General features: G+C 68.6%; 17 protein-coding genes and 1 pseudogene. 9 read left to right on the plus strand and 9 right to left on the minus strand.

Going from position 1 to position 19,947, the window contains the following annotated elements; all coding sequences use genetic code 11:
- From VF697_RS01855 to VF697_RS01870, 4 genes and pseudogenes are all read right to left on the minus strand, one after another.
- Window positions 1-192: pseudogene (locus VF697_RS01855) on the minus strand (copper transporter); the annotation flags it as partial.
- A 15-nt stretch (window positions 193-207) separates the two neighbouring features.
- Window positions 208-1,062, minus strand: a complete 855-nt coding sequence (locus tag VF697_RS01860) for a hypothetical protein (RefSeq protein WP_331091656.1) — start codon at window positions 1,060-1,062, stop codon at window positions 208-210.
- Window positions 1,063-1,513: 451 nt separating this feature from the next.
- On the minus strand, window positions 1,514-1,927 hold the full coding sequence (locus VF697_RS01865) for a hypothetical protein (RefSeq protein WP_331091658.1): 414 nt from the start codon (window positions 1,925-1,927) through the stop codon (window positions 1,514-1,516).
- A 46-nt stretch (window positions 1,928-1,973) separates the two neighbouring features.
- Window positions 1,974-3,047, minus strand: coding sequence for a diguanylate cyclase (locus VF697_RS01870; RefSeq protein WP_331091660.1), 1,074 nt, complete (start codon window positions 3,045-3,047; stop codon window positions 1,974-1,976).
- Between the two features lie 736 nt (window positions 3,048-3,783).
- Between VF697_RS01870 and VF697_RS01875 the strand changes: the two genes are divergently transcribed.
- Both VF697_RS01875 and VF697_RS01880 read left to right on the plus strand, forming a co-directional pair.
- Entirely contained in the window at window positions 3,784-5,475 is a 1,692-nt protein-coding gene (locus tag VF697_RS01875) for a serine/threonine-protein kinase (RefSeq protein ID WP_331091662.1), read from the plus strand.
- A 152-nt stretch (window positions 5,476-5,627) separates the two neighbouring features.
- The gene (locus VF697_RS01880; protein WP_331091682.1) at window positions 5,628-6,533 is read left to right on the plus strand and encodes a DUF2381 family protein; all 906 of its coding nucleotides are present in this window, start codon (window positions 5,628-5,630) and stop codon (window positions 6,531-6,533) included.
- Between the two features lie 125 nt (window positions 6,534-6,658).
- Here VF697_RS01880 and trmB read toward each other — a convergent pair whose 3' ends face one another.
- Window positions 6,659-7,279 carry a tRNA (guanine-N7)-methyltransferase gene (trmB, locus tag VF697_RS01885; protein ID WP_331091664.1) on the minus strand — a complete coding sequence of 207 codons (621 nt, stop codon included), beginning with the start codon at window positions 7,277-7,279 and terminating at the stop codon, window positions 6,659-6,661.
- A 91-nt stretch (window positions 7,280-7,370) separates the two neighbouring features.
- Between trmB and VF697_RS01890 the strand changes: the two genes are divergently transcribed.
- The 6 genes from VF697_RS01890 (at window position 7,371) to VF697_RS01915 (ending at window position 15,655) form a co-directional block, all read left to right on the plus strand.
- Window positions 7,371-8,297, plus strand: coding sequence for a bifunctional riboflavin kinase/FAD synthetase (locus tag VF697_RS01890; RefSeq protein ID WP_331091666.1), 927 nt, complete (start codon window positions 7,371-7,373; stop codon window positions 8,295-8,297).
- 156 nt (window positions 8,298-8,453) lie between these two features.
- A complete protein-coding gene (gene pilB, locus VF697_RS01895; protein ID WP_331091668.1) occupies window positions 8,454-10,157 on the plus strand; it encodes a type IV-A pilus assembly ATPase PilB in 1,704 nt (567 codons plus the stop codon).
- 43 nt (window positions 10,158-10,200) lie between these two features.
- Complete coding sequence (locus VF697_RS01900) at window positions 10,201-11,304, plus strand: type IV pilus twitching motility protein PilT (RefSeq protein ID WP_331091670.1); 1,104 nt, start codon at window positions 10,201-10,203, stop codon at window positions 11,302-11,304.
- Between the two features lie 52 nt (window positions 11,305-11,356).
- Window positions 11,357-12,613: a type II secretion system F family protein gene (locus tag VF697_RS01905; protein WP_331091672.1), complete on the plus strand. Its 1,257-nt coding sequence runs from the start codon at window positions 11,357-11,359 to the stop codon at window positions 12,611-12,613.
- On the plus strand, window positions 12,600-14,237 hold the full coding sequence (locus VF697_RS01910; protein ID WP_331091674.1) for a two-component system sensor histidine kinase NtrB: 1,638 nt from the start codon (window positions 12,600-12,602) through the stop codon (window positions 14,235-14,237). The genes VF697_RS01905 and VF697_RS01910 overlap by 14 nt, the downstream gene beginning before the upstream one ends.
- A gap of 20 nt (window positions 14,238-14,257) precedes the next feature.
- The gene (locus tag VF697_RS01915; RefSeq protein ID WP_331091684.1) at window positions 14,258-15,655 is read left to right on the plus strand and encodes a sigma-54 dependent transcriptional regulator; all 1,398 of its coding nucleotides are present in this window, start codon (window positions 14,258-14,260) and stop codon (window positions 15,653-15,655) included.
- 25 nt (window positions 15,656-15,680) lie between these two features.
- Here the strand turns inward: VF697_RS01915 and VF697_RS01920 are convergent, their stop codons facing one another.
- The 4 genes from VF697_RS01920 to VF697_RS01935 all read right to left on the minus strand — a co-directional run bounded on the left by VF697_RS01920 (window position 15,681) and on the right by VF697_RS01935 (window position 19,068).
- On the minus strand, window positions 15,681-16,448 hold the full coding sequence (locus VF697_RS01920) for an ABC transporter permease (RefSeq protein ID WP_331091686.1): 768 nt from the start codon (window positions 16,446-16,448) through the stop codon (window positions 15,681-15,683).
- Entirely contained in the window at window positions 16,448-17,416 is a 969-nt protein-coding gene (locus VF697_RS01925) for an ABC transporter ATP-binding protein (RefSeq protein ID WP_331091676.1), read from the minus strand. The genes VF697_RS01920 and VF697_RS01925 overlap by 1 nt, the downstream gene beginning before the upstream one ends.
- Before the next feature lie 11 nt (window positions 17,417-17,427).
- The gene (locus VF697_RS01930) at window positions 17,428-18,177 is read right to left on the minus strand and encodes a hypothetical protein (protein WP_331091678.1); all 750 of its coding nucleotides are present in this window, start codon (window positions 18,175-18,177) and stop codon (window positions 17,428-17,430) included.
- A 249-nt stretch (window positions 18,178-18,426) separates the two neighbouring features.
- The gene (locus VF697_RS01935) at window positions 18,427-19,068 is read right to left on the minus strand and encodes a prepilin-type N-terminal cleavage/methylation domain-containing protein (RefSeq protein WP_331091680.1); all 642 of its coding nucleotides are present in this window, start codon (window positions 19,066-19,068) and stop codon (window positions 18,427-18,429) included.
- Between the two features lie 247 nt (window positions 19,069-19,315).
- Here VF697_RS01935 and VF697_RS01940 point away from each other — a divergent pair.
- Window positions 19,316-19,947 (plus strand): prepilin peptidase (locus VF697_RS01940; RefSeq protein ID WP_414641224.1); only part of this gene is annotated, 632 nt, incomplete at its 3' end.

A 19,947-nucleotide genomic window follows, 5' to 3' on the forward strand; every position in this document is an offset into this window, starting at 1 on the left:
GTAGCCCTTCTCGGTGACGGAGAGGGCGACGGTGCGCGGCTCACCGGGCTTCGCCGGCTGGGCGGCGGCCGGAGCGGAGGAGGGCTCGGCCGGCTTCGGGTCCTTGGAGCAGCCCTGCGCGGAGCTCAGCACCGCGGCCGCCAGGGTGAGCGCCAGCAAGGGCTTGATGATTCGGGAGACAAAGGAAGTCATCGGTGTTCCTCGGGGCTAGTCGTTCTGCTCGGTCTCGTCGCCAGACGTGTCCCCATCCGTGTCCAGGTCCGCCTCCTCCGAGTCATCCGCCGCGGAGAAGCGCACCAGGGCGTGCAGGGGGACGAACAGCTCGTGCCCATCCTCGCCGAGGATGAGGTCGAAGCGTCCCACCACGCGCAGGGTCGACTCGAGCTGGATGCCGTTGCGCAGCGTGAGGCGCACGCGCTCGCCCTGGTGGTCGAGGAAGGGCCGGGGATCCGAGAACGGGCGCTTGTCCGGCTGACGCGCGACGTTGGCGGGCTTCTGGGACAGCTTCGGGTCTCGCTCGAGGTGGGGCGTGAGCAGATCCCAATCCGACCTACGGGTGATCATGACGACCTGGAGCTTCTCCAGGCGCCCGCTGCGGGTCAGCAGGAAGGAGATGGGCTCCACGGCGGACAGGGTGTCGAGCACGGTGCGCTCGCCCAGCACGACGGCCAGCTCGGTCTTCGACTCCAGCAGCCCCTGGATGAAGGCGCCCACCGAGGTGTCATCCACCTCGCCGCGGGCCTGCTTCACGGCGGCCTTACGCTGGGTGCGCTCCTTGCGCGCGAGGAACTCGGCCACGGTCAGGCCGCTCTGCAGCACGCCGAAGCCGTCCGGCAGGGACAGCCCCGGGTTCTTACCCATGAGCTCGTACACCTGGTCGAACCGCCTGGCCTCCTCGGCGTGCAGCTTGCGCCACACGCGGCACTTCATCTTGCCCTCGAGGTCACCCTTGGCGATGCGCGCCGGCACGTGCTCCTTGGCGGCGAGCGCGAGGATCTGCTCGGGAGTCGGAGGCGGCCGAGGTGTCCTCGGACGTCCAAAGCCTCCTCCCGGCCGACCCATCGGTCCCGCCCCGGGTGCACGACTGGCGAAGGGGCCAGACCTCGGCGCGGCAGGGGAGGGGGCCACGGGGCGTGGCGCCACGGGCGCCGTGGGAGCGGGCGCCACTGCGGACACCGGGGCCGTGGAGGCCTCCGGAGCCGTCGGGGCCACCGGAGCCGCTGGAGACACCGGGGCCGTCGGCGCGGGCCGGGGCGTGGGCCGGGGCATCACGGGAGCCGACGGGCTCGGCGTCGCGGTGGACACCGGTGTCGGCGCGGGTGAGGGCCGCGGGGTGGGAGTCGGCGTAGGCCGTGGGGAAACGGACGCCGCGGGCGTCGGGGTGGGCGCGGGGGTGCCAGGGGTGGCGGCCGGGCGCCGGATGACCTCGACTGCGGGGGCAATCCGCCGTGTCTTCCGATCGTTCACGTTGGTAGGCTACCTGATGCGCGAGCGGCCTGGGGGAGGCCTGTTCTCACGGCTGCTGGAGGGATTCCGTAAGGTCTACCTTCCATCCGGACGGTTCACGAACCATTCGGACCTGACTCTTTCCGGTCGAGGAAACCACGCTCACCTGGGCCACATCCCCTTCCTCGCTCAAGAGAGTGACCTCGGTAACATCGGCGGGCGGAGGAACATTCGCGAAGAACAAGGCTACCGGATCCGCCTTCACCGCGCCTCCGGAAGCCTGGGCGACCGTCTGGGCCCGGGCCTGGAGCGCGTCCTGGGTGGGCTTCGAAAGGGAGCCATAAGCGGTCTTGGGCTCCCGGCGCTGCACCGACCGGTGGAAGGTCTGGTAGGCCTTCACCGGCGTGTCGTAGCTGGGTCGGTTGCAACCGGGTCCCAGTAGGAGCAGCACGAGGAGCGACGTCGCGGGCAGCAGGCGCATGGTACTGCCATCTAGGCCAAAGCGCCGCGCTCGCCAAGGGGCAGTGTCACCCCGAGGGCTCCTGGTACTGGCGGACGCAGTTGCGGCCGGCCGCCTTGGCCTCGTAGAGGCAGGTGTCCGCGGCCCGCAGCACCTCGTCCATGGTCAGCAGGCTCTTGGAGGGCATGTTGGCCACCCCCAGCGAGGCGGTGACCTGCACGGACTTGCGCGTGCCGTCCTGGGCGCGGTGCTCCAGTTGGAGGGAGGCGATGGCCTCGCGCACGCGCTCGCACGCACCGAGCGCCTCCTTGGGCCCCGTCTCGGGCAGCAGGGCGATCATCTCCTCGCCGCCGTAGCGAGCCACGAAGTCCACCTCCCGCAGCTTGCCGCGGATCGTCTGGGCCACCTTGCGCAGCACCTCGTCGCCGAAGGGGTGCCCGTAGGTGTCGTTGAGCCGCTTGAAGTGGTCGATGTCCATCATCACCAGCGACAGCGGCGAGCGGTAGCGCGTGGAGCGGGCGAACTCCTCGGTCAGCCGCTCCTCGAAGTAGCGGCGGTTGTTGAGGCCGGTGAGCGCGTCCGTGCGGGTGAGGGCCAGCAGCTCCTCGCGCTTCTGGGCCAGCTCCTTGTTGGCGCGATCCAGCTCGCGGTTCTTGTGGTCCAGCTCGCGGTTCTTCTCCACCACCGCGTCCTGCAGGGCCTTGAGGCGCAGCATGGACTTCACGCGCGCGGACAGCTCCAGCATGTCGAAGGGCTTGACGAGGTAGTCGTCCGCCCCCAACTCCAGGCCCTCCACCTTGCCCGCGGCCTGCCGCGCCGTCACCAGGATGACGGGGATGAAGCCGAAGCCGCCCTCGCCGCCATTGGCCTTGATGATGCGGCACACCTCCACCCCGCCCAGCCGCGGCATCTCCACGTCCATGATGATGAGGTCCGGCCTCACCTCGCGCAGGGAGCGCAGCGCCTCGGTGCCGTCGTTGGCCTCGCGGAAGCGGTAGCCGTGAGCGGCCAGTCCCTCGCGCACGTGGCGGATGTTGGCCGGCTCATCGTCGACGAGCAGGATGGTGCGATCCGCGAGGGGATTCGCGGACGCGACGCGACGGGGCGTTTCCGCCATCTTCTTGCTCGAACCATCCGCCATGTCGCTGCCATCCACCCTGTGTCCCCAGACCTCCGGGGAAGGCTGATTCTTCCCCGGTTGCTACCGGCTGCCAAGTCGTCCGCCCGCCTGCTTGGCAGCTCAGCTGCGATGGCTGGTGGCGAGGGTCCGCACGCACTCGCGCCTCCCCTTGGAGCCGGCGCCCCCAGGCCCTTTCACTTCTAGTCGACTGGAAGTGAGGGAGGGGCTTTGTCTACATGTCGCTTGTAGTCGACGACGAGGGGGTTTCCCGCCTGCCCTGGTGGGTGCCTCGTTGACGTCAACGAGGGGGTGGCCGCGCCTCACTTCTAGACGTCCAGAAGTGATGTGGGGTAGTGTGGTTGTTGCTTCTCGCATGGTTAAAGTTGCATGTGAAATGCACTTCTAGACGACTGGAAGTGAGGGGCGGCTGACGCGTTTTCGCCCCCATCGTCCGGCACCCGCGTGCGTCAAGCGTCGGTCGGCGTGGGCTCGGGGTTGCTAGCCGTCATGGGCTCAAATGGGAGTCAGAGACTCGCTCCAACCGGCAGACGGAGGGGTCGTCGACAGCTCCGGCTCAAAAGGGCTGTCGCACACCGCTCGTCGACGACAATCGAAGGGGGAGGCCTGCGCACGCTGTGCGGCCCCAGCCGGAGCGCTCGACCTGCTAGGTTGAGGTTCTCGGAGGTAGTCCCCGCGTGTGCGCCCGTTTGCCTTCCCCAGTCCCGAGCACCCCGTCCCCCGTGGCGACGAGGGCGCCATGAGTCCGCTCGACCTGCCCCCGCTGCCGCCCGGCACCCGCATTGGCGGGGACGTGGTGGAGGCCGTGCTGGGCATGGGCAGCTTCGGCACCGTGTACCGGGTGCGGGGCCCCAACGGGCACCGGGCCGCCCTCAAGCTGTTGCCGCTGGAGGAGGGGAGCGTGCGGGCCGCGCGCGCCTGGCGCGAGGTGTCGCTGGGCACGCGCCTGCACCACCCCAACCTCATGCGCCAGCTGGGCGTGGGCCAGTGGCCCGAGTCCCAGCCCCGCTTCCTGTGGATAAAGCTGGAGTTGGTGGAGGGCCCCACGCTGGAGGAGTGGGGGCAGCGGCCCGGACGCACCCTGGGCGAGGTGGTGGAGCGGGTGCTGGAGGTGGCGCGCGGGCTGGCGGTGGCGCACGACGCGCGGGTGGTGCACCGGGACGTGAAGGAGGACAACATCCTGGTGCGCGAGGCCGACGGGCAGGCGGTGCTGGTGGACTTCGGCGTGGGCTACCACGAGGGAGACGCCACGCTGACGAAGGGGATGTTTCCTCCGGGCGCGCCCCACTACCGCGCCCCCGAGGCGTGGGCCTTCGCCCATGCACACGCGGGCGTGCCGGGCGCGCACTACCGGGCCGGGCCGGGGGATGACCTGTACGCGCTGGGGGTGGTGCTCTACCGGTTGCTGACGGGCCGCTTTCCCTTCCGGCTCACTGACGAGGGGAACGTGGACGTGGAGGCGGTGCTTCACCGGGCGCCGCTGCCCCCGCACCTCGTCAACCCGCGCGTGCCCCGGGACGTGGAGGCGGTGTGCCTGCGGCTGCTGGAGAAGCGGCCCGAGGTGCGCTACCCCAGCGCCGTGGCGCTGTACGAGGCCCTGGAGACGCTGAAGGCCGGGGCCAACGCGGCTTGGACGATGCCGCTGCACGGGAGGACACGGCCCGCCGTCGTGAAGCCGTGGGCGCGCGGAGCCTGGGTGCTGGCGGGGGCGGGCGTGGTGGGGTTGGCCATGGCAGTGGGGGGCTGGTGGCTCACCTCTGGCCAGGAAGTGGCGCCTGTAGGGCTCGCGCCAGAACCTGCACGGGCCGTGGCCGCGCCTGCCCAGGCGCTTCCCCCCGCGGCCGCCGCCCCGCTCGCGGCGCCTCGAAAGGACAGTGCCCCCGTGAAGCAGCAGCAGACGTCTGGCCCCCAGGGAGAAGCGCGGCCCCGGGGCCGAGGAGCCGCCGTGCGCACCGTGTGTCTCGGCCTCGCGGGCGCCGCCTTGCAGGCCTGCCTGGGGGCGCAGCATGTGCCGCCCGTGCGCCCGGCGCCGCTTCCCCAGCCCTGCCCCTCCGGGGCCGTGGAGACCATGCGCACGCGCGGCCTGCGCATCGGGGAAACGAGCAGCGTCGAATGGGGCGACGTGCGGGGCAGGTCCGTGCTCGTGCGCGAGGACACTCCCATCTATGTGTTCGGCGACTGGGACACGCCCACGGGACAGACGGCACTGCCCGGGTACACCCGGCTCTCCGGCCAGCTCTACTTCACGGAGGACCGCGTGTACGGTCGCTTCACCGAGGCGCGCACGCCCACCGGGGAGACGTATCCGGTGTGCCTGGAGTTGCTGGATACGGATGACGACGTCGGCCTGGAGCTCCGGCCCGGCAGCGAGCCAGGCAAGGTGCTGGTCGACCCCGTCGCGGTGGTGCGGGTGGTGGACCGTTTCCAATAGGGCGCCTCGGCAACAGGCGGGGGGCGGGTCTTGGGCGCATCCCGACACGACCGCGAGGGAGGTGTGGTAGAGCCCCACTTCTCCGGTCTCGTCGTCTCTCGGGAGGTCCCCGCCCTGTGTTCGCCCTGTCCTCCGTCGCGCTCCTCCGCCTCGTGCTGCTCGCCGCCCCCGCTGGCCCCGGTGTGGAAGCACCAATGTCCACCTGTGCGGTGGACACGCGGCACCTCGAGCTGACGGTGGACACGGCCAGCAAGGCGCACGAGGTGTGCATCCGCCCGGGACGCCCCACCAGCTTCTTCTTCGACGCGAAGCTGGCGCGCGTGGAGCTGGCCGGGCGGGAGCGCTTCCGGGTGATAGCGGACGAGGTGGGCTTCACGCTCGTCCCCACGTGGGCCCTGCCGGACGGAGAGCACGTGCCGGTGACGGTGTACTTCTTGGACGATGCGCCCCCGGCGAGCATCACCTTCTCGCTGGTGGTGCATCCCTCCGAGGCCGAGCGGCTGGTGGAGGTGATACGCCAGCTGCACACGCTGGCCTCCTGCCACGAGGGCGAGCAACGGGCGCTGGAGGAAGTCCAGCAGTGTCGGCGGGAGAAGGCGCGCCTGGAGGCGGAGTCCAACGGGAAGGTGGGGCTCACGGCCCTCCTCGTCCAGAACCTCAGGGGGGCGGGCGGAGTCAGCGACAAGAACATCGCCAGGAACGTCACCGCACGCCCCGGCAACACGCTCATCAGCAGCAAGGCGCGCAGCTACCGCTCGGGCACCGGGTACGAGAAGGGCGGGCGCAAGGGGGTGCGGCTGGCCGTGGAGCAGGAGTTGAGGAACGGCGGGAGCACACCCTGGACACCCGCCGGTGCGGTGCTGGTGGGCCCCAATCGCGTGGAGGTGAAGGCGCTCGGCGTGTGGCCGCTGGAGCCCATTGCCCCGGGGAAGAAGCTTCGTGTCGTACTGGAGGTGGAGGCGACGCAGGAGGAGGCGCGCGACACCTTCACCTTGAAGCTGTGGAGCCAGGAGGGGGGCGGCAGGGGCGAGCTTTTCGACGGCGTGACCTTCCCGTAGCTCGGCCGGATGCTCGCCCCTGTTCAACACCCGCTGAGAGCGCGGAACGGAACTCCATCACTTCTGGACGTCCAGAAGTGGTGGGGCTTCTTGCCTCCCGGCGTGCGTGATGCACCCAGCCTGGATCAGGCGGGCTTGCGCAGGCGGCCGCGGTACACGGGCTCCCCGCTGGCGAGGTAGCGCCGCTCGCGCGTGGAGGGCACCTCCTCAGGGTCATAGGGGTGGAACACCCCCTTGCCCAGCGGGTTGATGAAGCCGGCGTCCTCGAGGATGGCGAGCATGGACACGCCCCGGTCCTGCACGTCCGTGCGCATGTCGAAGAGGCCCCCGGGCTTGAGCCGGTCCAGCAGCAGCTTGGCGAACTCGGGCTGGATGACGGCGCGCTTGAAGTGGGAGCGCTTCCACCACGGATCGGGGAACTGGAGGTGGATGGCGTCCAGCGAGTTGGATGCGAAGATGCGCGGCACCACGAAGCGGGCGTCCGCCTCGAGCACGCGCAGGTTGCGCAGGCCCAGCTTGTGGCCGCGGTCCAGGGTGTCGCGCGCGTACTTCTTGCGCCACTCGAAGGCGACGAAGCGCACCTCGGGGTGGCGGCGGCAGTACTCCAGGGCGTGGCCGCCGGCCCCGGAGCCGATCTCCAGCTCCAGGGGGCCGGAGAAGCCGAACTCCGCGTCCCAGTCGGGTGGGGCTTCGAGGGCGGCCAGGTGCGGGCCGACGGGGTCAGGGAGGAGGCGGGGGCGAGGCATGACGGATGGGTGACGCTGGAGCGCCTCTTCTCACGGGCCGGGGCGGTCTGGCCAGGGCAAAGCGACGGCTTTGGCGCTATACCGACGCCCCATGAAGGTCTTCCATGGAGTCACGGAGGCGCGGGAGCTGGCCGGCTGTGCGCTCGCGTTGGGCAACTTCGATGGTGTCCACCTGGGTCACCAGGCCCTCTTCGCCGAGGCCCGCCGCCATGGCCCTCTCGCCGCCGCGCTCACCTTCCAGCCCCATCCGGGCAAGGTGCTCCAGCCGGAGCTGGCCCCCAAGCTGATCTCCTTGCTGCCGCGCAAGCTGGAGCTCTTCGAGGCCTGCGGGCTGGCCGGAGCGGTGGTGCAGCCCTTCACGCGGGAGTACGCCCGGCACTCGCCGCGCGACTTCGAGGCCTCGCTGCTGGACGTGCTGGGCGCGCGCCACCTCGTGGTGGGCTACGACTTCACCTACGGCGCCGCGCGTGCTGGCACCGCCGACACCCTGCGCGAGGCCGCCGCCGCCCGAGGGGCCCAGGTGCACGTGGTGTCCCCCGTCACCGTGGATGGCGTGGTGGCCTCGTCCTCGAAGGTGCGCGAGTACATCCTCGAGGGCCGGGTGAGCGCCGCGCAGCGCCTGCTGGGGCGGCCCTTCGATCTGGACGGCACCGTCGTCACCGGCCATGGCCGGGGCCGGGGCATCGGCTTTCCCACCGCCAACGTGGACACCCAGAACGAGCTGCGGCCCGCCGCCGGCGTGTACGCCATCCGCGTGCGCTTCGGGGGCGGGTCCGAAGGGACCTGGCACCCCGGGGTGGCCAATATCGGCGTCAAACCCACCTTCGGGGTGAACGAGGTCACCATCGAGGCCCACCTGCTGGATTTCAGTGGAGACCTCTACGGCAAGGAGCTGCGGGTGCAGTTCCTGGAGCGGCTGCGCGCCGAGCGCCGTTTTGGCTCCGTGGCGGAACTCGTCGGGCAGATCAAGAGGGACGTCGAGGCTGCTCGCACGGTGATCGCCCGGGCAGCCGACTGAAATTTTCCGAGTGGATTCAACGGGTTGCCGAGTGAGCGGCTCACGCGCGGTGCCTTGACAGCGTTGTGCGTCGCTTCCTTTAATCCGGTCGTCTGTCCTGGTGCGCGCGCCTGCCCGCGCATCCCTTCGTTATTCCAACGCTCGAGGCCTCTGAAAATGTCCGGTCGACTTGGTGAACTGCTGGTTCGCGAGAACCTCATTTCCGTCCAGCAGCTGCGCAAAGCCCAGGAGGAGCAGCAGAAGAACGGCACGCGTATCGGCACCGCCCTCATCAAGACGGGCGCCATCGAGGAGTCGAAGCTCACCGACTTCCTCTCCAAGCAGTACGGCGTGCCGGCCATCAACCTGAAGGACTTCGACATCGACGCGGAGATCATCAAGCTCGTGCCGAAGGAAGTGGCCGAGAAGCACCTGGTGATCCCCGTCAACCGCGCCGGCCCGTCGCTCATCGTGGCGATGTGCGATCCGTCCAACATCTACGCGGTGGACGATCTGAAGTTCCTCACCGGCTACAACATCGAGCCGGTGGTCGCTTCCGAGATCTCCATCCGCGAGGCCATCGAGCGCTACTACGCCGAGAAGGGCCCGGACATGAATGCCCTCGTCGACGAGATGGCCGAGGACATCGAGGTGGCCAAGGAGGAGGAGGAGGGCAACATCGAGGAGATGGCCCGCGCCGCGGACGACGCCCCCGTCGTCAAGCTGGTGAACCTCATCCTCCAGGACGCCATCAAGAAGGGCGCCTCGGATATTCACGTCGAGCCCTACGAGAAGGACTTCCGGGTTCGCTTCCGGATCGACGGCTCGCTGTACGAGGTGATGCGTCCGCCGATGAAGCTGCGCAACGCCATCACCAGCCGTCTGAAGATCATGGCGAACCTCGACATCTCCGAGCGCCGCCTGCCGCAGGACGGTCGTATCAAGATCAAGCTCGCTGGCGGCAAGGAGATGGACTTCCGCGTGAGCGTGTGCCCCACGCTCTTCGGCGAGAAGGTGGTGCTCCGCCTCCTGGACAAGTCCAACCTCCAGCTGGACATGACGAAGCTGGGCTTCGATCCCCAGCCGCTGGCCTGGTTCAAGGAGGCCATCGAGCGTCCCTACGGCATGGTGCTGGTGACGGGCCCCACGGGCTCGGGCAAGACGACGACGCTGTACTCGGCGCTGTCGATGCTCAACCAGATCGACACCAACGTGGCCACCGCCGAGGACCCGGTCGAGTTCAACTTCGCCGGCATCAACCAGGTGCAGATGCACGAGGACATCGGCCTGAACTTCGCCGCGGCCCTCCGCTCCTTCCTGCGTCAGGACCCCGACATCATCATGATCGGTGAGATCCGCGACTTCGAGACGGGCGAAATCGGCGTCAAGGCGGCGCTCACGGGCCACCTGGTGCTCTCCACGCTGCACACCAACGACGCCCCCGGTACTGTCAGCCGTCTGCTCAACATGGGCATCGAGCCCTTCCTCGTGACGGCCTCGCTCAACCTGATTCTCGCCCAGCGTCTGGCGCGCCGCCTGTGCGCGGCCTGCAAGCGCCCGGCGGAGAACGTGGACGAGCAGGCCCTCATCAACGCGGGCGTGCCTCCGGAGAAGATCGGCACCTTCACCCTGTACGAGAAGGTCGGCTGCCGCGAGTGCAACGACCGTGGCTACCGCGGCCGCGTGGCCGTGTACGAGGTCATGCCCTTCTGGGACGGCCTCAAGGAGCTGGTCATCAACGGCGCCTCCGCCGCCGAGCTGAAGCAGGAGGCCATCCGCCTTGGCATGAGCTCGCTGCGCATGTCGGCCCTGGCGAAGATGATGGACGGCGTCACCACGCTGGACGAAGTGGTGGCCAACACCGCGCCCGACCGCTTCTAGGCTCCACCCCCGACATTCCCCACCTACCCGAAGGACGGTTTTCGTGAATCTGCACCAGCTGCTCAAGGCGATGGTCGAGAAGGGCGCTTCCGACCTCCACATCACCACGGGCTCCCCGCCCCAGCTCCGCGTGGACGGCGAGCTGGTGCCGCTCAAGACGGCCCAGCTCACCCCGGTGGAGACCAAGCAGCTCTGCTACTCCATCCTCACGGATGCCCAGAAGCACAAGTTCGAGGAGGAGAACGAGCTCGACCTGTCCTTCGGTGTGAAGGGGCTGTCGCGCTTCCGCGCCAACATCTACATGCAGCGTGGCGCGGTGGCCGGCGCGTTCCGGACCATTCCCTTCAAGATCCTCACCTTCCAGGAGCTCGGCCTGCCCCCCGTGGTGGCCGAGCTGGTAAAGAAGCCGCGTGGCCTCATCCTGGTGACGGGCCCCACGGGCTCGGGCAAGTCCACCACGCTGGCCTCGATGATCGACAAGATCAACACCGACCGTCACGAGCACATCATGACGATCGAGGATCCCATCGAGTACCTGCACCCGCACAAGAACTGCCTGGTGAACCAGCGCGAGGTGGGGGCGGACACGCGCAACTTCAAGACGGCGCTCAAGTACATCCTCCGGCAGGATCCGGACGTGGTGCTGGTGGGCGAGTTGCGCGACCTGGAGACCATCGAGGCGGCGCTGGTGATCGCCGAGACGGGCCACACCTGCTACGCCACGCTGCACACCAACAGCGCGGTGCAGACCATCAACCGCGTGCTGGACGTGTTCCCGCCCTACCAGCAGCCGCAGGTGCGCGCGCAGCTCTCGTTCGTGCTCGAGGGCGTGATGAGCCAGTCGCTCATCGCCAAGGCGGGCTCTCCGGGCCGCGTGCTGGCCCTGGAGGTGATGGTGCCCAACCCCGCCATCCGCAACCTCATCCGTGAGGACAAGATCCACCAGGTGTACTCGTCGATGCAGGTGGGGCAGGCCAAGTTCGGCATGCAGACCTTCAATCAGGCCCTGGCGCAGCTGTTGGCGCGCCGGCTCATCACGCAGGACGAGGCCTTCGGCCGCTCGAGCGACCCCGAGGAGCTGCGCAATCTTCTGTCCGGCGGCGCTGGTGTGCCTGGACAGCGGCCGGCCGGTCCTGCCGGTCGCTAATTCGCGAAATTAGAGCGCGGGAGTAGACTCGCGCACCCCTTCGGAGGGCTGTATGGCGGCAACGGCGACGCAGAAATCCGCACCATCCAAACAGAAGAACACCGCCCAGTTCCTCTGGGAGGCGAAGACCAAGTCCGGCGAGACGAAGAAGGGGGAGATGGAGGCCTCGGACATCGAGGCCGTCAATGCCCGCCTCAAGTCCCTGGGCCTCAATCCCGTCAAGGTCCGACGCAAGGGTCTGCTCGACTCGGACCTCAACATCTCCTTCGGCTCGGCCGTCACGGGCAAGGACATCCTCGTCTTCACCCGTCAGTTCGCGACGATGATCGACGCGGGTCTGCCGCTGGTGCAGTGCCTGGACATCCTCGGCAGCCAGATGGACAACCCGGCCTTCCGCAAGGTCGTGTTCGCCATCAAGAACAAGGTCGAGCAGGGCTCCACCTTCGCCGACGCGCTGGGAGACCACCCCAAGGTCTTCGACGAGCTCTTCGTGCAGCTGTGCGCGGCGGGTGAGGTCGGCGGTATTCTCGACAACATCCTCAACCGGCTCGCGGCCTACCGCGAGAAGAACGAGAAGCTCAAGCGCAAGGTCAAGGGCGCGATGACCTACCCGGCCATCGTGTTGTTGGTGGCCTTCGGCGTGACGGCGCTGCTGCTCCTCAAGGTGACGCCGACGTTCGCCAAGATGTTCTCGGACTTCGGTCAGGCGCTGCCCGCGCCCACCCAGTTCGTCGTGGACTTGTCCGAGTGGTTGCAGAACTACATCCTGCACGCCCTGGCCATCATCGTGACGATCGTGGTGTCCTTCACGTACACGTACCGCCACCCCCAGGGACGACGCTTCCTGGACAAGATGTTCCTGATGGCACCGATCATCGGGCCCGTCATCCGCAAGGTGGCCGTGGCGCGCTTCACCCGTACGCTCGGCACGATGATCTCCTCGGGCGTGCCCATCCTGGACGCGTTGGACGTCACCGCGAAGACGGCCGGTAACCGCTCGGTGGAAGAGGCCATCTACTACGTGCGCGGGAAGATCGCCGAGGGCAAGAACATCGCCGGCCCGCTGCTGGAGACGAAGGTGTTCCCGCCCATGGTGGTGCAGATGATCGGCGTGGGCGAGGCCACGGGCGCCATGGACACGATGCTCAACAAGATCGCCGACTTCTACGACGACGAGGTGGACACGGCGGTCGCGGGCATGACGGCGATGATCGAACCGCTGATGATGGTGTTCCTCGGCGGCGTGGTCGGTGGCTTCCTCATCTCGATGTACCTGCCCATCTTCGCCATCGCCGGTGCCGTCAAGTAGCGTCGGCGGGCTGGTCCTCGCCGGCCGGCCGGAGGCGGACACGCTCCGCACCCGGCTGGTCTGGCTCACCGTGTTCCGCACGGTGGCCACCAGCCTGTCGCTGGTGGCCGTTGCCGCGCGGCTCTTCCTCCAGCCCATCGAGGAGCCCAGCCGCGCGGACATGTTGTCCTTCGCGGTCATCGGGCTCGTCTACGTCTTCACCCTGGTCTACGGCCTCATGCTGCGCGGGGGCCGCGGGGTGGACCGGATGGCGGCGGTGGTGCAGGTCGCGGGCGACCTGGTCGTCGCCTCGATGCTCGTCTTCCTGACGGGCGTCGGCGACAGCCCCTTCACCTTCACCTACCTGCTGGCCGTCATCGGCGCGAGCATCCTGCTGGATGGTCGCGGAGCGCTCGTGGCCGCGGGGGCCGGGGCGGTCGCCTACACGCTGCTGCTGATGGCGGTGAAGTACGGCTGGATGGAGCCGCCCCTGGGCATCGCCCCGCTCAGCCGGCAGCGGATCCTCTTCCTGCTGATCAGCAACCTGCTGGCCTTTTTCCTCATGGCCGTGCTGGCGGGCTACTTGTCGCGTCAGCTCTCGGCCGCCGGTGGCCAGCTCTCCGAGCGCGAGGCGGATCTCCAGAAGCTGGACACCCTGCAGCGGCAGATCCTGGCCTGCATGCCCTCGGGGCTCATCACCAGTGACGCGGCGGGCGTCGTCACCTTCGTCAACCGGGCCGCCTCCGCCATCCTGGCCCTGGAGCCCCGGCTGGCGCCGGGCACCCTGGTGGAGGCGGTGCTGCCGGGGGCGCTGGGGCCGGACGCCCGCCTGCGCCGCCGGGAGATGACGGTGCAGACGACCGCCGGCATGCGCACGCTGGGGCTGACGGTGACGGGGCTGGAGGGACCGGGGGGAGGGGGCACGCTCATCGTCTTCCAGGATCTCACCGAGCTGCGCCGCATCGAGGAGGACCTGAAGCGCGCGGACCGGCTGGCGGCCCTGGGGACGCTGTCCGCCCAGCTCGCCCATGAAATCCGCAACCCGCTGGCCGCCATGCGGGGCTCGGCGCAGCTGCTCGTGCAAGAGCCCGGGACGACGGACCCCACCTCCGCCAAGCTGGTGGAGATCCTCCTGCGCGAGTCGGACCGGCTCTCCAAGCTGGTGGACGACTTCCTGCGCTTCGCTCGCCCGCCGCCTCCGAGCCTGCAGCGCCTGGAGCTGGAGGTGCTGGTGGCCGAGACGGTGGACATGCTGCGGGTGGACCCCATCGCCCAGGAGGTCCAGGTGGAGATGATCCTGGCGCCCGTGCGCGTGCCGGTGGATCCGGATCAGCTCCGGCAGGTGCTCATCAACGTCCTGCGCAACGCCTTCCAGGCCGCGGGCCGGGGCGGGCAGGTGCGCGTGACGCTGGAGGTCGAGGAGGAGGAGTTGGCCCTGCTGCGCATCTGGGACTCGGCGGGCAGTATTCCCGTGGCGGACCTGTCGCGCATCTTCGAGCCCTTCTTCAGCACCCGGGAGGGCGGCACCGGGCTGGGCTTGTCGACGGCGTACTCCATCGTGCGTGCGCATGGTGGCAACATCCGCGTACGCTCCTCCCCGCAGGAGGGCACTGAGTTCCTCATCCAGCTACCACTGCGGGGTTGAGGGGAAGGGAGAGCGTGGCCGTGCACGTGCTGGTGGTGGATGACGAGCTGTCGATGCGCGAGTTCCTGGAGGTGCTGCTCACCCGAGCGGGCTACCAGGTGACGTGCGCGGAGGGGGTGCAGGCGGCCAGGGCGGTGCTGGGCTCGGCGACGCCGGTGGACCTGGTGGTCACCGACATGAAGCTGGGCCCCTCGCAGAGCGGCATGGACGTGCTGCGCGCCGCGCGGGCGCTGGCGGACCCGCCCGAGGTCATCGTCATCACCGCCTTCGGCACGGCGGCCTCGGCGGTGGAGGCAATGCGCGAGGGGGCGTACGACTACATCGGCAAGCCCTTCGACAACGAGGAGCTGAAGCTGCTGGTGCAGAAGGCGCTGGAGAAGCGCACGCTGCGCCAGGAGAACGTCTCGCTGCGCGAGCACCTGGTGCCCGGGGTGGGCATGGTGGGTGTGGGGCGCAGCGATCGCATGCGCGCGGTGTGGAGTCTGGTGGAGAAGGTGGCGCCCACGCGCTCCACCGTCCTCATCCACGGGGAGAGTGGAACGGGCAAGGAGCTCATCGCCAAGGCCCTGCACCTCAAGAGCCCGCGCGCCGGCCAGCCCTTCCTTCCCGTCAACTGCGCGGCCCTCAACGAGGGCGTGCTGGAGAGCGAGCTCTTCGGCCATGTGAGGGGGGCCTTCACCGGTGCCACGCACGAGCGGCCGGGCCTGCTCGCGCACGCGGGGGAGGGGACGGTCTTCCTCGACGAGATTGGCGAGGTGCCGCAGGCCACCCAGGTGAAGCTGCTGCGCGTGCTGCAGGAGCGGAAGGTGAAGCCGGTGGGCAGCTCGGCCGAGGTGCCCTTCCATGCGCGCGTGGTGGCGGCCACCAACCGGCGCCTGGAGGCCGAGGTGAAGGCGGGGCGCTTCCGGGAGGATCTCTTCTACCGCCTCAACGTGATCACGTTGGAGCTGCCGCCCCTGCGCGAGCGGGCGGGGGACATCCCCCTGCTGGCCGAGCACTTCCTCGAGCGGCAGCGCAAGGAGCTGGGGCGGCCGGGGCTGCGCTTCTCACCGGAGGCGCTGGCGGTGCTGTCCGCCTACGCCTTCCCCGGCAACGTGCGCCAGCTGGAGAACATCGTCGAGCGCGCGGCGGCGCTGGCGGATGGAGACGTGCTGACGCTGGGCTCGCTGCCTCCCTCGCTTCGGGGAGAGTCGGCGCCTCCCGCCGTGGCCCAGCCCACGGGCGGCGACGTGGCCCTGGTCCCGGGCTTCTCGCTGGAGCACCACCTGGATGATGCCGAGCAGCGCTACCTGCGGGCGGCCCTGGCGCAGTCCGGCGGCGTGAAGACACGGGCGGCGGAGCTGCTCGGCCTGACGTTCCGCTCCTTCCGCTACCGCCTGGCCAAGCACGGGCTGTCCGAGCGGGACGACGAGGGCTGAGCCTCGCCGCCCCGAGCGGGGCACTTCAGCGGAAGTCGCGGCGGTTGAAGAGGACGACGGCCAGCGACACCAGCACGCCGGTGAAGGCCATGGCGTACCCGGCGGACGTCAGCAACTCCGTGCCCGAGATGGCGGCGTTGTACGTCGCATGCGGACGGTAGTTGAGCTTCGAGAGGTCCGGCAGCAGGTAGTAGACGAACTTGCCCAGCTCCTGCACCGCGCCGCTCTTGGACTTGCCGGCCAGCTTGTAGATGTCCGAGGCCAGGTGCCCGGCGAAGTAGACGCTGACGGTGACGAAGGCGGACACCATCTGGCTGGAGAAGCTGGACATCAGGAAGCCCACGCCGCTGAGCAGCCACAGCTCGAACCACAGCATCCCGATCGCCGTCAGGTGCGCGGGGGTGATGGGGCTGTTGTAGAAGCGCATCAGCAGGAAGAAGAGCGCGGCCATGGCGGCCTGCAGCACCGTGACGGTGAGCATGTTGCCCAGCAGCCGGCCCACCAGGAAGGCGCCGCGCGAGATGGGCTTGGACACCATGAGGAAGATGGTGCGCCGCTCGATCTCCCGCGAGATGAGCCCGCTGGAGAGGAAGATGGTGAGCAGCACCAGCATCAGGCTCATGGCCCCCAGGCCCACGTCGGTGAGGACCCGGTCGAACGTGTTGACCGTGACCTCCAGCACGAGCGTGGTGGAGAGCAGCATGGCGAGCGCGAAGATGGCCACCAGCAGGGTGACCCGGTTGCGCCGGGCCTCCCGGAAACCATTGAACGCCAGGGCAATGAACGGTCCCATCACGAAATCTCCCCTCCAACGGGACCCTGCCGCGCCTCCTCGAGCGCGCGCAGGAAGAGTTCTTCCAACGAGAAACGGGCGGGCTGCAGCTGGGTGACCCGTCCCCCCTGCTCCAACGTCCGCTTGAGCAGCGGCTGCGCATCCGCGTCCCGCACGCGCAGCAGCACCCGGTTCTCCAACCGGCGGGCATTCTCCAGCTCGATGCCCAGCGCCTGGATGCGCTCCAGCGGCAGCCCCTCCACCGTCAGCTCCATGTGGGTGGCCTGCGAGCTCACCAGCTCCGCCACGCTGCCCTCGCGCACGCGTCGTCCGCCCACCAGCACCGCCACGCGGTCGCAGAGCGCCTCCACGTCCGGGATGATGTGCGTGCAGAAGAGCACGGTGGTGCCGCGGTGGCGCTCCTCGAGGATGAGGTCGCGGATCTGCCGGCGGCCCACCGGATCCAAGCCCGAGGTGGGCTCGTCCAGGATGAGCAGGTCCGGCTTGGAGACGAGCGCCTGCGCCAGCGCCACACGCTGCACCATGCCCTTGCTGTAGCGGCGGATCTGCAGGTTGGCGGCGCGCGTCATCTGCACCATGCCGAGCACCTCGTTCACCCGGTCATCGAGCGCCTTGCCGCTCATCCCCGTCAGCCGTCCCGACAGGGTGACGAACTCGCGACCCGTGAGGTACTCGTAGGGCGCCGGGTTCTCCGGCACGTAGCCCACGCGCCGGCGCGCTTCGCGGTTGTTCGGCGCCAGGCCGAAGAGCCGGGCCTCACCCCCGGAGGGCTGCACCAGGTTCATGAGGATCTTGATGGTGGTGGACTTGCCGGCGCCGTTGGGGCCCAGCAGGCCATACACCTGCCCCGGCATGATGGAGAGGTCCAGCGACTGGAGGGCGCGGACCTGCCGGTTCATGAAGAAGCCGAGCCGATACGTCTTGGAGAGGTTTCGGATCTCGATGGGAGAGGGGGTGTTCGTGTCCATCTCTGCTCTACCTACCGGTTCCATTGATAGCCCCGGTCGTACGGGGTGAAGATTTCGAGGCGCCGATTCTGCGTCTCCGAGTAGGAGCGCTCGTCGTAACCGATGACGAAGCCACCGCCCTGGGGGTCCTGCGGGGGCGGATCCAAGAAGCCCAGCCAGAGCAGCGTGTCGACGTCGGGCGGAGCCACGCCGAACTGCTGGCGGTACTCGCCAATGGCGGCATCCACGCGCCGCAGCTCCGCTTCCAGCTCCAGGTCACGGATGCGCTGGAGGAACGTCTCGCGGGTGGCCGGATCTTCCGCCGAGTCCGCCAGGGAGCGCGCCAGCGCGAGGCCGGCGTTCACCTCGCCTGACTGGGCATAGAGGCGGGTGGCCAGGGCGGGCAGATAGGCGGGGGCGCCTGGCAGCTTCGAGGCATGCTCCAGGACCTGGGCGGCCTCCTTGTACTGCTGGTGGTAGGTGCTCAGGTTGTAGGCCAGCAGGACGTTCATCTCGAGGTCGTCGGGGAACAGCGGCAGACCCTTGCGCAACAAGCGGGTGGACTGCTCGGTGTTGACCCAGGTCTCGCGCCCGAGGTTGGTGGGCAGCACCCCGGCGGCGAACGGGTAGACGAAGGCGAACTTCGGATCCAGGTCCGTGGTGAGGTCCGCGTAGCCGTAGACGTCGCGGTACTCCTCGGCCTTCTGCGCGCTGCCGGTGGCCTGGATGACCTGGAGCCAGAAGTAGTCCGCGACCATCTGCAGGTGACCGCGACCCGCCATGTACAGCAGCTCCTGCCGGGGCAGGAGGGGCTCCTGGTGGGGGCCACGGGGCGGTTTGCGGGGAGGCGTCGCGAGCAGCGCGAGACTGATCAAACTGGCGAAGCCAACCAAGAGGGCGGGCAGGGAAGAGCGCGACATCATAGGGGCGGCACCAAAACAAAAAAGGCACCCGGGTTTATGCCCGGATGCCTTTTCTGATCAACTGCTAGCAGCTAGAGAGGCCGAACAGCAGCCGACTAGCACCGTGAATCACGGGCTGTCGCAGTCCACGTCGTTGTAGTTCAGGTACGGGGTACCGGCGACGGCCATGGCCTCGTCACCGTTGCCGCACACCGCGGTGCCCGTGGCGTCCTTGGTCGCGATGTACCAGGTGTCGTAGCCAGTGGCCTCGTTGTCGACGTTGCCGGCGGCGTACGCGTCGATGTTGCAGCCGGGGCAGGTCGCGGAACGGCCCGGCTTCGCCGGGTCATCACCGCCACCGGCCGCGAAGCCGAGGGTGATCGGCTTGTAGGGGGGGTTGGTGCGGGCGCCGTTGAACTTACCGGTGTCCACCGTGATGGCGGTGGCGGAGGTCAGGGCGGAGATGCCAGCCGCGCCACGAATCTCGAAGGTCGGGCTGCTGGAGAAGTAGTAAGCGTAGCGGTTGCCGCGCTCAGGAGCATAGCCGACGATCTTGATGTCGGACTCGTAGCGGTCCTTCTCCTGGAGGAACGCGCGCTGCGTGGTGAACCAGGCCTTCAGGTTGGCCTTGGCCTCACCCTGCTTCGAGCGAGCCTGGAACTTGATGAAGTTCGGGATGGCGATGGCGGCGAGGATGCCGATGATGGCAACAACGATCATCAGCTCGATGAGCGTGAAGCCACGGTTCTTCCGGGCGAACAGACGGGTCATTGATTTCCCTGGGTGAGGGGATGGGTTGCGGCCGAAGCCGACGTGAGGAATAGCACGAACGGTGCCAGCGTCAAACCCAGGACCCCTTGACGAGGATCCAGGGACTTGCACGCGGAGATGGACGCGAAACGTCCATGCGGGTGCCAATTTTCGTCAGTTGGGTGACAGGAATGGTCTGCCCGCGGGCCGCGCGAGCGCCCTATGCTGCGCCGCCCGGAGCTCCTCGCGAAGGAAGGGACTCGAAAACGTGACTCATCAGGCGCTGGAGGGAGCGGCCGTTGCGCTGGTTGTCATCATGGGCCTGCTCTTCGGCAGTTTCTTGAATGTCGTGATCGCTCGCGTGCCCTACGGGCAGAGCATCGTGAGCCCGCGCTCACGCTGCCCCCAGTGTGGTCACCAACTCGCTTGGTACGAGAACATTCCAGTCCTCTCGTGGCTCGGGCTCCGGGGACGCTGCAGCTCGTGTGGCGAGCCCATCTCCTGGCGCTACCCGGCCATCGAGCTGCTCACCGCGCTGCTCTTCTTCGCCTGCCAGCGCCGCTTCGGCTGGAGCCCCGAGCTGGTGTCCGGCCTCATCCTGGTGCTGTTGCTGGTGTCGCTCTCCTTTATAGATCTGGAGCATTGGATCCTCCCGCACGAGCTGACGCTGCCGGGCATCGCCGCTGGGCTGGCCCTGGCGGTACCGCTCGGACTGGAGCGGGTGCGGGACGCGGCCATCGGCGCGGCGGCCGCGTTCCTCATCTTCTGGGGCATGGAGTGGCTGGGAGAGAAGATCTTCAAGAAGGAGGCGCTGGGTGGGGGAGACAAGTACCTGCTGGCGCTCATCGGGGCCTTCCTCACCTGGAAGGTGCTGCTCGGCGTCATCTTCCTGTCCTCGCT

It is taken from the genome of Archangium sp. (assembly GCF_036388035.1).
GTDB lineage: Bacteria > Myxococcota > Myxococcia > Myxococcales > Myxococcaceae > Archangium.

What these genes read in the sequence shown, in the direction of transcription:
- VF697_RS01860 (WP_331091656.1), bottom strand. Translation starts at nt 1,062, where the DNA reads ATGGGTCGGCCGGGAGGAGGCTTTGGACGTCCGAGGACACCTCGGCCG.
- VF697_RS01865 (WP_331091658.1), bottom strand. Translation starts at nt 1,927, where the DNA reads ATGCGCCTGCTGCCCGCGACGTCGCTCCTCGTGCTGCTCCTACTGGGA.
- VF697_RS01870 (WP_331091660.1), bottom strand. Translation starts at nt 3,047, where the DNA reads ATGGCGGATGGTTCGAGCAAGAAGATGGCGGAAACGCCCCGTCGCGTC.
- VF697_RS01875 (WP_331091662.1), top strand. Translation starts at nt 3,784, where the DNA reads ATGAGTCCGCTCGACCTGCCCCCGCTGCCGCCCGGCACCCGCATTGGC.
- trmB (WP_331091664.1), bottom strand. Translation starts at nt 7,279, where the DNA reads ATGCCTCGCCCCCGCCTCCTCCCTGACCCCGTCGGCCCGCACCTGGCC.
- VF697_RS01890 (WP_331091666.1), top strand. Translation starts at nt 7,371, where the DNA reads ATGAAGGTCTTCCATGGAGTCACGGAGGCGCGGGAGCTGGCCGGCTGT.
- pilB (WP_331091668.1), top strand. Translation starts at nt 8,454, where the DNA reads ATGTCCGGTCGACTTGGTGAACTGCTGGTTCGCGAGAACCTCATTTCC.
- VF697_RS01905 (WP_331091672.1), top strand. Translation starts at nt 11,357, where the DNA reads ATGGCGGCAACGGCGACGCAGAAATCCGCACCATCCAAACAGAAGAAC.
- VF697_RS01920 (WP_331091686.1), bottom strand. Translation starts at nt 16,448, where the DNA reads ATGGGACCGTTCATTGCCCTGGCGTTCAATGGTTTCCGGGAGGCCCGG.
- VF697_RS01925 (WP_331091676.1), bottom strand. Translation starts at nt 17,416, where the DNA reads ATGGACACGAACACCCCCTCTCCCATCGAGATCCGAAACCTCTCCAAG.
- VF697_RS01930 (WP_331091678.1), bottom strand. Translation starts at nt 18,177, where the DNA reads ATGGCGGGTCGCGGTCACCTGCAGATGGTCGCGGACTACTTCTGGCTC.
- VF697_RS01935 (WP_331091680.1), bottom strand. Translation starts at nt 19,068, where the DNA reads ATGACCCGTCTGTTCGCCCGGAAGAACCGTGGCTTCACGCTCATCGAG.